Source organism: Streptomyces sp. NPDC021096, from assembly GCF_040641275.1.
Lineage (GTDB): Bacteria > Actinomycetota > Actinomycetes > Streptomycetales > Streptomycetaceae > Streptomyces.
The window spans coordinates 1-15,431 of record NZ_JBFADG010000006.1; the positions used below are offsets into that span (position 1 = coordinate 1).

Below are 15,431 nucleotides of genomic sequence, written 5' to 3' on the forward strand. Positions count from 1 at the left end.
GAGCATGTCGCAGCCGATCTCCTGGACGTCGACGGGGAACTGGCCGACCGACTGCGTGGCGTCCAGCAGGAACGGCACCCCCGCCCGGCGGGTGTTCCAGCCCGTCCGGCGTTTGTGCTCCACCCCCGGGCCACCTCCACCAGCGCCCGCACCGCCTTCACGACGAGCCCGTCGTCGAGCCGCACCCGCCGACTGTGCTCCACATGCAAGAACGGCACCCCCACCGCATCCGCATGGTCCCCCTCCACATTCGTGCGGCCCTCCAGCCGGCCGCAGTACCGCTGCCACACCTCGCACACCCGCAGCCCCTCCTTGCGCAGCCCGCCCGCCAGGCGCCGTGCGGAGGGCAGCCCCGCGTCGCCCTTGCCGGGTGAGACGACCACGTCCTGGTCGGGGAGGCTGCTGTCGGCGAAGCCGTGCACCTGAACCGCCGGGAGCCGGCGGTCGGCGAGGGAGTCGGCGACCGCGGCGAAGACCGAGTCCGACCGGTGGGCGACATCGGCCGCGGCGTCACCCTCCGAGCCGACACCGGCGCCGCCACCGTCGGCGTCGCCGTCACTGAGCGTGCGGTAGGCGCCCGCCAGGATCAGCACCCCGCCCGGGACCCCGCGCAGCAGCCCGAGTCCGAGCTGCTCGGTGCGCAGGTCGGCCGTGGGGTGCGGCACCTGGACCGTCCACCGGGCGGGGCCGCGCAGGTCGACGTAGACCCGTCCCCAGCCCCGGGTGGCGTCCCCGTCCGCGGTGGCGTCGGCGATCTCCGCGTACCGCCGTCCGCCGTCGGCCCGGTCGACGAGGGTGCGTACGGTGTAGCCCGCCGTGTCCAGGGCCTGCTCGGCGGCCGCGCGGTCGCCGTCCAGCAGCAGGCGGACGCCGTCGGCGACGGCCTTGCGGTCGTGGACGGCGGGGACGCGGTACCGCCCGTTCTGGTCGATGCGGTCGGTGAAGGCCGTGATCCGCCGGCCGAGGTCGACGGGCGTGCCCTCCTCCCCCGGCCCGCCCTGCCGGCCGTCGGCCGCCCCGCCCTGAGGGCCCGTGTGCGGCCGGGCGGTCGGCTGCGCGCAGCCGACGAGGCCGCCGAGCAGCGCCAGTGTCACCGCGCCGAGCAGCGCGGGCCTGACGATGGCCGCCAGGGCCGGCTTGAGCTTCATGCCGGCAAAAATACCGGCACAGTAATTGATCTTGGTATAGGCATGGCAAAGCAAGGAGTGCGATCAAGACCGATCGGACTCTTTTGGTGATTCGTTCGAATTTCCCTAGACTTCGAGCGCTTTACCTTACGCATACGCATACGCAGTGCGGCAGACAGTTCAGGCACCCCGTGGTCCCGGCATGCCCCGCGTGCCGCGACCGAGAGGAAGACTGTTGCCCGCTTCGCGCGGCCCCCGCCGGCGCAAGGCCCGCCGCCGCGCCGACATGCCTCTGCTGGGCGGCGCCCGACCCCCGATAGCCGCCCTGCTGGCGCTGCTGCTGGCGGTCGCGGGCACGACGGCGATGGTGCTCGGGGACCGGGACCGCTCCGCGATCGACACGGCCGTCCTCACCTCGCAGCAGCACGTCGCCGAGGACGGCGCCCTGTCGCTGCGGGCCTCCCTCGACGAGAGCATCACCGACCTCGAGCGCGCCGCGGCCCAGTTCGGCGGCGCCACGGCGCCCGACACCGTGCTGGACACCCTCGGCAAGGTCTACAACAAGTGGCGCGGCACCGCCGTCGTCGACCCGGCGGGCGGCACCCTGCTCGCCGCGCGCGGCGAGAACATCCCGCTCGCGACCGTCCTGAAAGGCCGGCCCGGCGATGGCGACAAGGGCGGCAAGGACCTCGACGACGTCCTCGGCCCGCGGCTGGTGAAACTGCCCTCCGGCGAGACCCGGATGCTCGTCGTGGCCGCCCTGCGCGGCGACGCCGGGACCCGGCTGCTGGTCGCCTCCGGCACCCTCAACGTCCCGGGCATCTCCTCCGGCGAGAACCGCTCCCTGCTGGTCGTGGACTCCGCCGGCACCGTCCTGGCCAGCGACGGCCCGTCCGTGACCCGCAAGTCCTGGGCGAAGAAGGCCCGCAAGACGGCCGCCGCCGACTCCGCGAAGACCCCCGAGCCCGGCGGCCACCCCGGCGCCAGCGGCCACCTCATGGGCGACGTGCGCGGCGACGTCCGTACGGCCGTGGGCTACGCCGCCGCGGGCCGCGCGCCCGGCGAGAAGAGCTCGGCCGGCACCCTGGGCCTGTCGGTGATCACCTCGGTCAAGGTCACCGACGACTCCCGGACCGTGCGCACCCAGGCCTTCGGACTCGTCGCCGCCGGCATCCTGCTCGTCCTGGCCCTGCTGGTGGGCTGGATCCTGCTGCGTACGGTCCAGCGGCCGCTGCTGCGCCTGTACCTGGAGAGCCGCAGGCTGGCCCGGGGCGAACTGGACCGCCCCCTGCCGCGTTTCCGGGGCCGGGAGGCGGCCCGTGTCGGCGCCGCCCTGGAGAGCCTGCGCGGCCAGCTGCTGGGCGGCCGCCCCACCCGTACGGGCCGGGCGCGCGGCGGCTTCGGCACCCGCTCCACGGTCGTGGTGTGCGCGCTCGTCCTGCTCGCCTGGGCGGCTCCGCTGCTGCTGCTCGTCAACCGCGCCGGCAGCGGCGTGGCCGTGCCCCAGCAGCTCGTCGACGACCAGCGCCGGCGCACCGACACCGCCTCCGACCGCGTCCGCCGGGCGCTCAACGAGGGCTGGGCCGACGTGGCCGCCGTGGCGCGGACCGTCTCGGCCGGCGCCGGCAAGGACGACTCCGGCAAGGACTCCGGGAGCGCCGACAAGGCCGTCCTGGAGCGGACGCTGCGCGAGCACGGCCGCTACCGCGCGGTCTATGTGATCGACGGCGAGGGCAAGGTCCTCTCCCGGGCCGGGGACTCCCCGCGCCACCCGGACGGCAAGCCGCCCCGCGCGGACGGCGTCGCCCAGCTCAACACCTCCGGCAAGGAACCCGTCATCGCCGCCTACGCGGCCGTGCCCGGTGCCAAGGGCCGCGCGGTGGTCGGCGAGTACGACCCGCAGTTCCTGATCTCGCTGGTCACCCGGCCGGGCCTCGGCCGGGTCTGGCTCGTCGACAAGGGCCACCGCGTGATCGCCGCCGACCGGGGCCACGGCTTCCGGGCCTTCTCCGAGCTGCCGTCCAGCCATCTCGGCGTCCTCGCGGACGCCGCCGGGGAGAAGCGCGGAAAGGGCAACGGCACCGCCTTCCTGCACCGCTCCGGCGGCTCCTCCGACATCGCGGCGGCCTCGCCCTTCACCGGCGGCGGCGCCGTCCGGGACCTGGACTGGCAGGTCATCAGCTCCCAGCCGACCGCCTGGCTCGAGCTGCCCGAGCACACCGCCCAGCGGCGCACCATGCTCGCCGGGCTGCTGGGCGTGAGCGCCGCCGTGGCCTGCCTGGGCTGGCTGCACATCATCGTCGTCCGCCCGCTGCGCGCCCTCGCCGACCGGGCCGAGGCCCTGGCCGGCGGCGACCGCAAGACGGTGCTCTTCCCCCAGCACCACGACGAGGTCGGCGCGGTCGTGCGGAATCTGGAGCTGATCCGGCAGCGCCTGGCACGACCCTCCGGAAGGACCTGACCACCGTGCTCTTCCTCTACACCGTGCTCGTGATCTGCTGCGTCGTCCTCCTGGTCGCCGGCATCGTCGAGCAGCGCCGCCACTTCGTGAACCTGGACCTCATCCCCACCCGGGTGCTCATCAACGGCATCCGCGGCAAGAGCTCCATCACCCGCCTGTGCGCGGGGGCGCTGCGCGGCGGCGGGCTCGTCACAGTCGCCAAGACCACCGGCACCGCGGCCCGCTTCATCCACCCGGACGCCACCGAGGAGCCCGTCTACCGCAAGTTCGGGATCGCCAACGTCGTCGAGCAGATCGGCATCGTGCGGCGCGCCGCCGCGTACCGCCCGCACGCCCTGGTGATCGAGTGCATGGCCGTCATGCCGGCCCTGCAGGAGGTCAACCAGACCAAGCTGATCCGCTCCACCATCGGCGTGCTGTGCAACGTCCGCGAGGACCACCTGGCCGAGATGGGCCCGACCCTGGACGACGTGGCGCGCTCCCTGAGCCGGTCCATGCCGCACGGCGGGATCTGTGTGACGGCCGAGCGCGACCGGCTGCACATCCTGCGGGAGGAGGCCGACAAGCGCGACTGCCGGCTCATCGCCGTGGACCCGGAGACGGTCAGCGACGCGGAGCTGCGCGGCTTCAGCTGGTTCACGTTCAAGGAGAACGTCGCCATCGCGCTGGCCGTCGCCGAGCTCCTGGGCGTCGACCGGGCCACCGCGCTGCGGGGGATGTACGACGCGCCGCCGGACCCGGGCGTGCTGTCCGTGGAGCGCTACCGCACCCCCGAGGGCATGCCGTTCCGCTTCGCCAACATCTTCGCGGCCAACGACCCCGAGTCGACGCTGATGAACGTCGAGCAGCTGCTGAGCCTGGGCGCCATCGAGCGGCCGCTGCACGTCCTCATCAACTGCCGTCCCGACCGCGTCGAGCGCAACGGGCAGATGGGCGAGATCGTCCCCCGGCTGGCCCCGGACTCGGTCTTCCTCATCGGCCACCCCACCAAGAGCGCCCACGACGCGATCCCCGCCGAGTGGCGCGACCGCGTCGTCGACCTCGGCGGCGACCGGCGCGACGCGGTCGAGCTGGAGCGGGAGATCCTCGACCGCCTCGGCCCCGGCGCCTCGCTGGTGGCCATCGGCAACATCCACGGCCAGGGCGAGCTGCTGCTGGAGCGGCTGGCCGAACTGCCGGCGGACGAGCCGGCGCAGGAGCCGGAGCCGGAGCAGCCGCCGGTGTATGTCCCGACGTACATAGATCCCTCAGGAGACTTCCGTTGATCCCCGCCGTCCTCACCCCGGAGATCGCCGCCATCGGGATCGCGCTGGGCCTGCTGTTCTCCCTGGTCTGCTATCTGACGACCAACCTCTCCCCCGGTGGCATGATCACCCCCGGCTGGCTGGCCCTGACCCTGGTCGAGGACCTCCAGCGCGCGGCCATGGTCGTCGGCATCACCGTCCTGACCTACCTGGGCACGCTGCTGCTGCAGCGGCACGTCATCCTCTACGGCAAGCGGCTGTTCGCCGCCGTCGTGCTGACCGGCGTGGTGCTGCAGGCGACGCTGCACCTGATCCTCCAGCAGCAGTTCCCGCTGATGTACGCCAACCAGACCCTCGGCTTCATCGTCCCCGGTCTGATCGCCTATCAGCTGGTGCGCCAGCCCCGCGGTGCGACCCTGCTGGCCACCGGCACGGTCTCGCTCGCCAACTACGTCGTCCTGACCGCCGGGATCCTGCTCGGCTTCATGCCCACCGCCTGATCCCCCCGATTCCCGACGGAGCACAGACCCATGTCCCGGAAGTCAACGGAACGCAAGAAGCCGAAGGCCCGGAAGAAGGCCCGGGGCCAGGGCGGCCGCCGCGCGCTGCAGACGCTCGTGGTGCTCGGCCTGCTCGGCACCAGCGCCTATCTGACCGTCGAGCTGCGCGAGCGGCAGCAGGGGACGGCCCCGCCGGTCGAGTCCGTGGGCGCCGGCTCGGGCGGCTCCTCCGGCGGCAAGGCCGTCCCCGCCGGTGAGCGCCGCTACGAGCGGCTGGCGAATCCGGCCCGTACGGTCGTACGCGCCGCCGACGGCAGCGTCCTGGCGACCTTCACCGACAACGCCCGCACCGCCGTACTCACCGGCCCCAGCCGTACCTTCGCCGAGGCGAAGTTCACCTCCGCCAAGGTGGTCACCGACAGCTGGGTGCGGCTGCTGCCGGAGGCCTGGAAGGAGGGGGCGGAGAAGGACTCCTGGTTCAAGGAGTGGTTCGACAGGAGCCTGGGCGCCAAGGACCCGGACATCTTCGCCATCTCCATGGAGTACCTGGACGGCGCTCCCCAGAAGAAGGACGCGCGCGGCATCGTCTACGCCGGCGACGCCCAGTTCGGCCCGCTCAACCCGGGCGGCTCCGAGGCGGGCGACATGCGCCTGGAGCAGTCGGACTTCTACGACTACCTGGGCATCCCCTACACCTTCCGCGACGGCACCGTCGAGCGGCCCGAGGCCCAGCGGCTGCGCGCCATGGACTGCTCGGGCTTCGTCCGCACGGTCTTCGGCTACCGCGCCCGCTACCCCCTGCTGGGCAAGGACGCCAAGGGCGACGGCCTGGCCCGCACCGCCAACGGCATGGCCCGCCTCTCCCCCGGCGTCCCGGTCCTGGAGCTGAGCGGCAGGCGGCCGGAGGCCACCGACAAGCTGCAGCCGGGCGACCTGGTCTTCTTCGACATCGACAAGCGCACCGGCGACCGCCTCGACCACGTCGGGATCTACATGGGCCTCGACACGGACGGCAAGCCGCGCTTCATCTCCAGCCGCGAGGAGGCCAACGGCCCCACGTTCGGCGACAAGGGCGGCACCGCCCGCCTCGACGGCAACGGCTTCTACGCGACGGGGCTGCGCAGCGCCAAGCGGCTGTGAGCCACGGGGCCCGGGCCGGGTGCTAGACCCGTACCCAGTCCCCCAGCGCCAGCCCGCGCGCGTCGGGGCGCTGGCGCGCCACGCGCAGCGTGCCGTCCGCGGCGATGGCGGCGGCCACCACACGGCCGGCGGCGTCGAGGGCCAGGGCGGGGGCGCCCACGCACTCCTCGCCGGTCTCGGACCAGGCGGCGTCGGTGGCGGCCTCGTCCCGCGTGGCGTAGGCGGCGACGGCCGGCAGGCCCGAGGCGGAACGCTGGGCCAGCACCGTGCAGTCCTGGCCGTCGAGGGTGGTGCGCAGGACGGCGACCGGGCCGGTGCCGCCGGTGCCCAGGGAGGTCAGCGCGAGGGGGGCCGGGGTCTCGGCGCTCTCCTCGCCCGCGGGGGCGGGGGCGTGCTGGACGTGCAGGACGGAGTCCGCGTCGGCGCGCCAGAAGTGGCCGATGCGGTCGTCGTCCGCCGGGGCGGAGGTGAACGAGCCGGTCAGGGACTTGGCGGCGGTGTCCTTCACGCGCTTGAGCGGGCCGCCCGGCTCCTCCTGGCGCCAGCGCAGCACGGCGTCCGCGGTGGAGGCGAGCAGCTCGACGCGGCCGTCGGCGCTCACGCAGGCGGACCCCGCGTCGAGGACGCGGCTGCCGTGCAGGTCCAGCCACGGCCCCCAGATGCCGCGGGCGTCCTGGCGGCGCCCGCTCACGCCGCGGCCGGCGTTGCGGAAGTACAGGTGCAGGCCCACGCCGTCCACGACGGCGACGGGGGTGCCGATCTGGTCGGCGCGCTCCCAGTCCTGGCCGTAGGGGGTGCCGATGGTGCGCCAGGGGGTCAGGGCGCGGCCCGACTGGAACTGGGTGGTGTAGACGACGTCGGTCTCGGCGCGGCCGTCCTCGTGGGCGCGGCGGCGCACTCCGGCGAGGAAGACGTAGCCCTGGGCGCTCCGGGTTATGGAGACGTAGGGCTCGAGGCCCGGCATCTCGAACCGCTGGGGCCCGCTCCACTCGGGGCCGCCGGGGCGGGTCTCGGTCCAGCGGACGATGCCGCCCGGGACCGGCGCGTAGGCCGTCAGCCGGCCGTCCTCGCCTCGCAGCAACCAGCCGGTGGTGGTGGCCGTCCGCACTGCCATGACTCGCTGACCAGCCTCTCTTTGACCCTGGACCCCGTTTGCGGGCCCTCGACGATAACACTGTGACCGGCGGCGGAATCCGGTCGCGGGGCGGCATGCGAGGCTGTCGCCATGACAGCTGCTCTTCTTGTCGTGGATGCCGCGAATGTCGTCGGCAGCGTGCCCGACGGCTGGTGGCGCGACCGGCTGGGCGCGGCCGGAAGGCTGCGTGACCGCCTGGTGGAGTACGCGGCGCACGGGCTGCCGGAGGGGGCGGTGAACCCCGCGCTGCCGGGCCCGCTCGAGGTGGTGCTGGTGGTGGAGGGCGCGGCGCGCGCCCTGGCCGGCGTGCCGGGGGTGCGGGTGGAGGCGGCCGACGGCAGCGGGGACGACCGGATCGTGGCGGTGGTGGCCGACCGCGAGCCCGGCCGGCGCTGTGTGGTGGTCACCGCCGACCGCGAGCTGCGGGAGCGGGTCCGGGCGCTGGGGGCCGGGGTGGCCGGTCCGCGCACGGTACGGCCGTAAGGACGTCCCCCGGGGCCGTCCGCGCCCCGGGCGGGACGCGGACGGCGGTACGGACGGGACGGGGACGGGGTCAGACGGTGGGCCGCTGGACCCGCTCGTAATCGCTGACCCGGCTCTTGCGGCGCCCGTAGATGAAGTAGACGACGACGCCGAGGACCATCCACACGGCGAACCGCAGCCAGGTCTCGGCCGGGAGGTTCAGCATCAGCCACAGCGAACCCAGGATGGAGAGCACGGGGACGACGGGCACGAACGGGGTGCGGAAGGCGCGCGGCAGGTCGGGGCGGGTGCGGCGCAGGATGATGACGCCGAGCGCGACCACGACGAAGGCGAACAGCGTGCCGATGTTGACCAGTTCGGCCAGCACGTCGATCGAGGTGAAGCCCGCGACCACGGCGACGACGACGCCCAGGAGGATCGTCGAGCGGTAGGGCGTGCCGTAGCGGGGGTGGACGGTGGAGAAGAAGCGCGGCAGCAGCCCGTCGCGGCTCATGGCGAAGAAGACGCGGCTCTGGCCGAGCAGCAGGATCATGCAGACGGAGGTGAGGCCGACGGCCGCGCCGAAGCTGATCAGCCCGGCCCAGAAGGGGTGGCCGACGGCCTTGAAGGCGTCGGCGAGCGGCGCCTTGGTGGAGAGCGTGTCGTACTTCTGCATGCCGGTGACGACGATGGACACGACCACGTAGAGCACCGTGCAGATGGCGAGCGAGCCGAGGATGCCGCGCGGGAGGTCCCGCTGGGGGTTGCGGGTCTCCTCGGCGGCGGTGGCGACGATGTCGAAGCCGATGAAGGCGAAGAAGACCACGGCGGCCGCGGCGAAGATGCCCATGACGCCGAAGTTGGACGGGGTGAAGCCGAACATCACCTGGATCAGCGGGGCGGTGAGTCCGCTGCCCCCCTCGGCGGTCTTGGAGGGCGGGACGAACGGCTCGTAGTTGGCGCCGCTGATGAAGAAGGCGCCGACGACGATGACGATGAGGACGACGGTGAGCTTCACGCCGACGACGACCGCCGTCACCCGTGAGGACAGCTTCATGCCGGCGACCAGGATGCCGGTCAGGGCCAGGACCAGGAGGGCGGCGAGGATGTCGAAGCCGAAACTGCCCTCGTGCACCCCGGCCAGCGCCGTGGGCAGGTGCCAGCCGGCGTTGTCCATCAGCGACTGGATGTAGCCGGACCAGCCGACGGCCACCACCGCGCAGCCCAGCGCCAGCTCCAGGACGAGGTCCCAGCCGATGATCCAGGCGGGCAGTTCGCCGAGCGAGGCGTACGAGAAGGTGTACGCGGACCCGGCCACCGGGACGGTGGAGGCGAACTCGGCGTAGCAGAGCGCCGCGAGGCCGCACGCCACGCCGGCCACGACGAAGGCCAGCGCCACGGAGGGCCCGGCGTTCTCCTTGGCCACCTTTCCGGTGAGGACGAAGATGCCGGTGCCGATGACGACGCCGACACCGAAGACGGTGAGATCGAGGGCGGAGAGGTCTTTCCGTAGCGCGTGCTCCGGTTCCTCGGTGTCCTGGATGGACTGCTCCACGCTCTTGGTCCGGAACATTCCGCTCCGGCCGCGGCCGCTGCCTCGGACGGGTTGCTCTGTGCTCATCGGCTCACCTCCATTGCTCGGCGTCACTCGTCCTTGCTGAACCGATCGAGTGTCCGCGATGTTCGGGGCCGTACGGGTGCGGCCACAGCCGCCCCGTCCAGGATTCACCCGATGGAGGACAGACGCATCCATGCCGAAGGGCCGACCGGACCACCCGCACAGGGGGTGACCGGCCGGCCCTGGGGCACGGCGGAGGGTGCGACGACGGGGGTGAGCCGCCGTCAGTCGCGTACGGCCTCGACGGCCTCGGAGGCACCGGAGGTCCCGGCCGCATCGGCGGCCTCGACTGCCTCGTCTTCGAATCGGCCGTCGAGCTTGGCGACCAGCCCGGTGACCTGGCGGGCGATGTCGGGGGCGGTGAGCCCGATCTCCGCCATGATCTCCTTGCGGGAGGCGTGGTCGAGGAAGCGCGGCGGGATGCCGAAGTCGCGCAGCGGCAGGTCGACGCCCGCGTCGCGCAGCGCCTGCGCGATCGCCGCGCCGACACCGCCCACGCGGCCGTTGTCCTCGACGGTGACGACGACGCGGTGCTTCTCGGCCAGGCCCGGCAGGGCCTCGTCGACGGGCTTGACCCAGCGCGGGTCGACGACGGTGCAGGAGATGCCCTGCTTGTCGAGCAGGTCGGCGATCTCCAGGCACATCGGGGCGAGCGCGCCGACGGAGACGAGGAGGACGTCCGGCTTGACCGTGCCCTCGGCGGGCCGGCGCAGCACGTCCATGCCGCCGACGCGGCCGACGGCCTCGACGGCCGGGCCGACGGTGCCCTTGGAGTAGCGCACGACGGTCGGCGCGTCCTTGACCTGGACGGCCTCGCGCAGCTGGGCGCGGACCTGGTCGGCGTCGCGCGGTGCGGCGATGCGCAGGCCCGGGACGACCTGGAGGATCGACATGTCCCACATGCCGTTGTGCGAGGCGCCGTCGTCGCCGGTGACGCCCGCCCGGTCCAGGACGAAGGTCACGCCGCACTTGTGCAGGGCCACGTCCATGAGGACCTGGTCGAAGGCGCGGTTGAGGAAGGTGGCGTAGACGGCGAAGACCGGGTGCAGACCGCCCGTGGCCAGACCCGCGGCCGAGGTCGCGGCGTGCTGCTCGGCGATGCCGACGTCGTAGACCCGCTCGGGGAACTCCTTGGCGAACTTGCCGAGGCCCACCGGCTGCATCATGGCGGCCGTGATGGCCACGATGTCCTCGCGCTCGCGGCCGAGCTTCACCATCTCGTCGGCGAAGACGGAGGTCCAGCTGGCGCCGCCGGAGGCGACGGGCAGGCCGGTGTCGGGGTGGATGGCGCCGATGCCGTGGAAGCGGTCGGCCTCGTTCTGCTCGGCGTGCTTGTAGCCGCGGCCCTTCTGGGTGAGGCAGTGCACGAGGACGGGGCCGCCGAAGCGCTTGGCGCGCTGCAGGGCGGACTCCAGGGCCTCGATGTCGTGGCCGTCGATGGGGCCGACGTACTTCAGGCCCAGGTCCTCGAACATGCCCTGCGGGGCGATGAAGTCCTTCAGGCCCTTCTTGGCGCCGTGCAGCGTCTCGTAGAGGGGCTTGCCGAGGACGGGGGTGCGCTCGAGGAGGTCCTTGCCGCGGGCCAGGAAGCGCTCGTAGCCGTCGGTGGTGCGCAGGGTCGCCAGGTGGTTGGCGAGGCCGCCGATGGTCGGCTCGTAGGAGCGCTCGTTGTCGTTGACGACGATCACGAGCGGACGGTCCTTGGCGACGGCGATGTTGTTCAGCGCCTCCCAGGCCATGCCGCCGGTCAGGGCGCCGTCACCGATGACGGCGACGACATGGTCGTCCTTGCCCAGGACCTGGTTGGCCTTGGCGAGGCCGTCGGCCCAGCCCAGCACCGTGGAGGCGTGGCTGTTCTCGATGACGTCGTGCTCGGACTCCTCGCGCGAGGGGTAGCCGGACAGGCCGCCCTTGGCACGCAGCTTCGAGAAGTCCTGGCGGCCGGTGAGGACCTTGTGGACGTAGGCCTGGTGGCCGGTGTCGAAGAGGATCTTGTCCTTGGGCGAGTCGAAGACCCGGTGCAGCGCGATGGTCAGCTCGACCACGCCGAGGTTGGGTCCGAGGTGCCCGCCCGTCTTGGAGACGGCGTCGACGAGGAAGGTGCGGATCTCCGCGGCCAGCCGGTCGAGCTGCTCCGGGGTCAGCCGGTCCAGATCGCGCGGTTCCCTGATGCGGGTCAGCAGGGCCACCCGTGCCTCCTTCATCGAGCTGTCGGCTTGTAGAAGCTTGCAGAAGCTCATAGAAGCTTCTAGATCCGTCGAGTCTAATGTTCCGCCTGCAGTGGCGATGAACGGGTGATGCTACCTATGTCACGCGATCGGCTCAGCGGGCATCTAAACCCGCCGAAAGTCACACGGAAGGCCCGGACCGCCGCCGGTCCGGGCCACCCGTTCGTCCGTACGGGCGCTACGCCCGTCCGGCCGTCTTCTGGGTCTTGCGGGAGACCGAGTCGATCACCACGGCGGCCAGCAGCACCGCGCCGGTGATCATGTACTGGACGGCCGAGGCGATGCCCAGCAGGGCCATGCCGGAGGCGATGGACTGGATCACCAGCACGCCCAGCAGCGCCGACCAGGTCTTGCCGCGGCCGCCGAAGAGGCTGGTGCCGCCGATGACGGCCGCCGCGATGGCGTTCATCAGCAGGCTGCCGGCGCCCGAGGACTGGTTCGCGGCGTTGATCTGCGAGGCCAGGAACATGCCGCCGAGCGCCGCCATCGTCCCCGAGAGGGCGAAGACGGAGATCCGGATCATGGCGACGTCGATGCCGGCCCGGCGGGCCGCCTCGACGCTGCCGCCCAGGGCGAAGACCTTCCGCCCGTAGGAGGTGCGGCGCAGCACGAAGTCGAGCGCGACCACGACCCCGAGGAAGATCACCACGGCCAGCGGCAGGCCCTTGTACTGGTTGAACAGCCACGCCACCAGATAGGCGGGCACCGCCAGGGCGGCCGTGCGCAGGGCGACCTCGCTCAGCGGGCGGCTGGGGACGCCGGCCGCCTCGCGCCGCCTGCTGTCGCGCAGGGAGACCAGGAAGAACGCCACGACGCTCAGGGTGGCCAGTCCGTAGGCGGCGGCCACGTCGGCGAAGTAGTGGTTGGTCAGCCCCGCGACCAGCCCGGAGTCGTCGAGGTTGATGGTGCCGTTGGAGCCGAGCACCTGCAGCATCAGGCCGTTCCAGCCGAGCAGGCCGGCCAGGGTGACCACGAAGGCGGGCACGCCGATGCGGGCGAAGAAGAACCCGTGCAGCGCGCCGACCAGGGTGCCCGAGAGGATGGCCAGGACGAAGGCCAGCCACTCCGCCATGCCGTGGCTGACGTTGAGGACGGCGAAGATGGCGGCGGCCAGGCCGCTGACCGAGCCGACGGACAGGTCGATCTCGCCGAGGATCAGCACGAAGACGATGCCGACCGCGATCAGGCCGGTGCCGGCGGCGGTGACGAAGAGGTTGGAGAGGTTCTCGGCGCCCAGGAAGGCGGAGTCCTGCATCTGGAAGACCAGGCCGATGACGAGGAGCCCCACGACCACGGGCAGCGAGCCCAGCTCACCGCTGCGCAGCTTGCGCCGGAACTCGCTCCAGTAGCCGGCGAAGCCTTCCTCGCGGACCAGCAGGCGCGGGTCGACGGCGGGGACGGCCTCGTGGGCGGGGGCCTGGCCGTTGCCGTTGGCTGCGGCCGGCTCGGGGGACGACGTGGGCAGCTCGGTGCTCATGCGCCCGCCTCCTTCTCGGGCTCTTCGGCCTGGCCGGCCTGGGTGCTCTTGTCCGCCTCGCCTGCCGTGTCGGCCTCTGCGGCCTCCGCGGAGCGGGCGCGGCGGCGGGTGACGGCGTTGTCCGTGGCGCCCGTGATGGCGGAGATGATCTCTTCCTGGGAGGTCGTCCGGACATCGAAGGTGCCGTTGTTGCGGCCGAGGCGCAGCACCGCGACCCGGTCGGCGACGGCCTTCACGTCGGCCATGTTGTGGCTGATGAGGATGACGCCCAGGCCCCGCTCGCGCAGCCGCTCGACCAGGTCGAGGACCTGCGCGGTCTGCTCGACGCCGAGGGCCGCGGTGGGCTCGTCGAGGATGACGACCTTGGGCTCGCCGAGCAGCGAGCGGGCGATGGCGACGGTCTGCCGCTGCCCGCCGGAGAGCGAGGCGATCGGGATCCGGACGCTGGGGATGCGGATGGAGAGGGTGGACAGCAGCTCGCGGGAGCGGCGTTCCATCTCGACCTCGTCCAGCACCCCGGCGCGGACGATCTCGCGGCCGAGGAAGAGGTTGCCGACGACGTCGAGGTTGTCGCACAGCGCGAGGTCCTGGTAGACGGTCGCGATGCCCAGTTCCTGGGCGGCGTGCGGCCGGTCGACGGTGACGGGCCGGCCCTCCCACTCGATGACGCCGTCGTCGGCGGGGCCCACTCCGGCGATGGTCTTGACGAGGGTGGACTTGCCGGCGCCGTTGTCGCCGACCAGGGCGACCACCTCGCCGGGGTGGATCTCCAGCTCTACGTCGGTGAGCGCCTGGACGGCACCGAACCGCTTGGAGATTCCGCGCAACGCCAGCACGGGCGTAGCGGACACGTGAATCATCTCCTTCACCGCCCCGAGGGGGCGGCAGCCTGGGGGCCTACTTCAGTCCGGCCTGGTCGCACTGCGCCTTGTACTTCTCGGTGCAGATCTCGTTCAGGGTGAAGAAGCCCTCCTTGCCGACGTACTGGCCGATGTCCGCCTTGGTCAGCGCGAAGGGGGTGACGATGATGGCGGGGATCTTCTTCTGGGTGCCGCTGTCGACGGTGGTCTTGGCGACCGCGTCGGTGCCCTTGCCCTTGGCCAGGGCGACGGCCAGCTCGGCGGCAGCGTCGGCCTCGGGCTTGTACGGCTTGTAGACGCTCATGAACTGCTCGTCGGAGAGGATCCGCTGCACGGCGGAGAGCTCGGCGTCCTGGCCGGTGACGGGCGGGAGCTTGTCGAAGCCGGCGCTCTTGAGGGCGGTGATGATGCCGCCGGCCATGCCGTCGTTGGCGGAGTAGACGCCGACGATGTTGTCCTTGCCCAGCGAGGAGATGGCGCCCTTCATGTTCTCGTTGGCGTTCTCCGGCTTCCACTCCTTGGTGTCGTACTCCTTGCCGACCTCGACCTTGCCGTCGAGCACGGAGTGGGCGCCGTCCTTGTACATCTTGGCGTTGGGGTCGGTGACCGCGCCGTTCATCATCACGATCTTGCCCTTGGAGGCGTTGTCGCCGAGCTCCTTGAGCAGGGACTCGCCCTGGATCTTGCCGACGCGCTCGTTGTCGACGGAGGTGTAGGCCTTGACCGGGCCCTCGGCCAGGCGGTCGTAGGCGACGACGGGAATGCCCTTGTCGTTGGCCTTCTTGACCGAGCTGGCGATCGACTTCGCGTCCACCGCGTCGACGATCAGCGCGTCGACCTTCTTGGTGATCATGGTGTCGACCTGCTGCTGCTGGACGGAGGCGTCCTGCTTGGCGTTCTCGTAGAGGACGACGGCGTCCGCCCCCGCCAATTCCTTGATCTTCTTCTCGATCAGCGGCTTGTCGAACCGCTCGTACCGCGCGGTCTGGTTCTCGGGGAGCAGAAGGCCGATGGTCAGCGGGCCCTTCTTGTCCTTTTTCTGCTCCCCGTTGTCGCCGGCTTCCTTGGCGCTGCCACAGGCGGCGAGAGCGGTGGCCATGGAAACGGCGGCCATGGCCACACCGGCACGACGCAGATGCGAATTCATGATGCAGATACCTCCCTGACGAGGCCGCGTCG

General features: G+C 72.1%; 10 protein-coding genes and 2 pseudogenes. 5 read left to right on the top strand and 7 right to left on the bottom strand.

All coding sequences use genetic code 11. The annotated features are described in order from the left end of the window. Nucleotides 1-1,148, bottom strand: a 1,148-nt coding sequence (locus AB0G59_RS11765) for a hypothetical protein (RefSeq protein WP_360910505.1), incomplete at its 3' end; no start/stop codon positions are given. Nucleotides 1,149-1,362: 214 nt separating this feature from the next. Between AB0G59_RS11765 and AB0G59_RS11770 the strand changes: the two genes are divergently transcribed. From AB0G59_RS11770 to AB0G59_RS11785, 4 genes and pseudogenes are all read left to right on the top strand, one after another. Continuing rightward, on the top strand, nt 1,363-3,588 hold the full coding sequence (locus AB0G59_RS11770; protein WP_360910507.1) for a HAMP domain-containing protein: 2,226 nt from the start codon (nt 1,363-1,365) through the stop codon (nt 3,586-3,588). Between the two features lie 5 nt (nt 3,589-3,593). Continuing rightward, nucleotides 3,594-4,775, top strand: a pseudogene (gene pgsB / locus AB0G59_RS11775) (poly-gamma-glutamate synthase PgsB); the annotation flags it as partial. A 74-nt stretch (nt 4,776-4,849) separates the two neighbouring features. Then, a complete protein-coding gene (locus AB0G59_RS11780) occupies nt 4,850-5,332 on the top strand; it encodes a poly-gamma-glutamate biosynthesis protein PgsC/CapC (RefSeq protein ID WP_071963471.1) in 483 nt (160 codons plus the stop codon). Between the two features lie 30 nt (nt 5,333-5,362). After that, nucleotides 5,363-6,472 carry an NlpC/P60 family protein gene (locus tag AB0G59_RS11785; protein WP_360910509.1) on the top strand — a complete coding sequence of 370 codons (1,110 nt, stop codon included), beginning with the start codon at nt 5,363-5,365 and terminating at the stop codon, nt 6,470-6,472. Between the two features lie 22 nt (nt 6,473-6,494). On the opposite strand, the gene AB0G59_RS11790 is transcribed toward AB0G59_RS11785, so the two are convergent. Continuing rightward, a complete protein-coding gene (locus tag AB0G59_RS11790; protein ID WP_360910511.1) occupies nt 6,495-7,586 on the bottom strand; it encodes a hypothetical protein in 1,092 nt (363 codons plus the stop codon). A gap of 111 nt (nt 7,587-7,697) precedes the next feature. On the opposite strand from AB0G59_RS11790, the gene AB0G59_RS11795 reads away from it, so the two are divergent. Beyond that, on the top strand, nt 7,698-8,090 hold the full coding sequence (locus AB0G59_RS11795; protein WP_360910513.1) for an NTP pyrophosphohydrolase: 393 nt from the start codon (nt 7,698-7,700) through the stop codon (nt 8,088-8,090). Nucleotides 8,091-8,160: 70 nt separating this feature from the next. On the opposite strand, the gene AB0G59_RS11800 is transcribed toward AB0G59_RS11795, so the two are convergent. The 5 genes and pseudogenes from AB0G59_RS11800 to AB0G59_RS11820 form a co-directional block, all read right to left on the bottom strand. Beyond that, nucleotides 8,161-9,690 (bottom strand): amino acid permease, encoded by a 1,530-nt coding sequence (locus AB0G59_RS11800; protein ID WP_360910515.1) that lies wholly within the window; start codon nt 9,688-9,690, stop codon nt 8,161-8,163. Between the two features lie 221 nt (nt 9,691-9,911). After that, on the bottom strand, nt 9,912-11,876 hold the full coding sequence (gene dxs, locus AB0G59_RS11805) for a 1-deoxy-D-xylulose-5-phosphate synthase (protein WP_360910846.1): 1,965 nt from the start codon (nt 11,874-11,876) through the stop codon (nt 9,912-9,914). Nucleotides 11,877-12,093: 217 nt separating this feature from the next. After that, nucleotides 12,094-13,392, bottom strand: a complete 1,299-nt coding sequence (locus AB0G59_RS11810) for a sugar ABC transporter permease (protein ID WP_360910517.1) — start codon at nt 13,390-13,392, stop codon at nt 12,094-12,096. A gap of 74 nt (nt 13,393-13,466) precedes the next feature. Beyond that, nucleotides 13,467-14,252: pseudogene (locus AB0G59_RS11815) on the bottom strand (ATP-binding cassette domain-containing protein); the annotation flags it as partial. A gap of 37 nt (nt 14,253-14,289) precedes the next feature. Continuing rightward, on the bottom strand, nt 14,290-15,399 hold the full coding sequence (locus AB0G59_RS11820) for a substrate-binding domain-containing protein (RefSeq protein WP_360910519.1): 1,110 nt from the start codon (nt 15,397-15,399) through the stop codon (nt 14,290-14,292). Nucleotides 15,400-15,431: the final 32 nt, after the last annotated feature.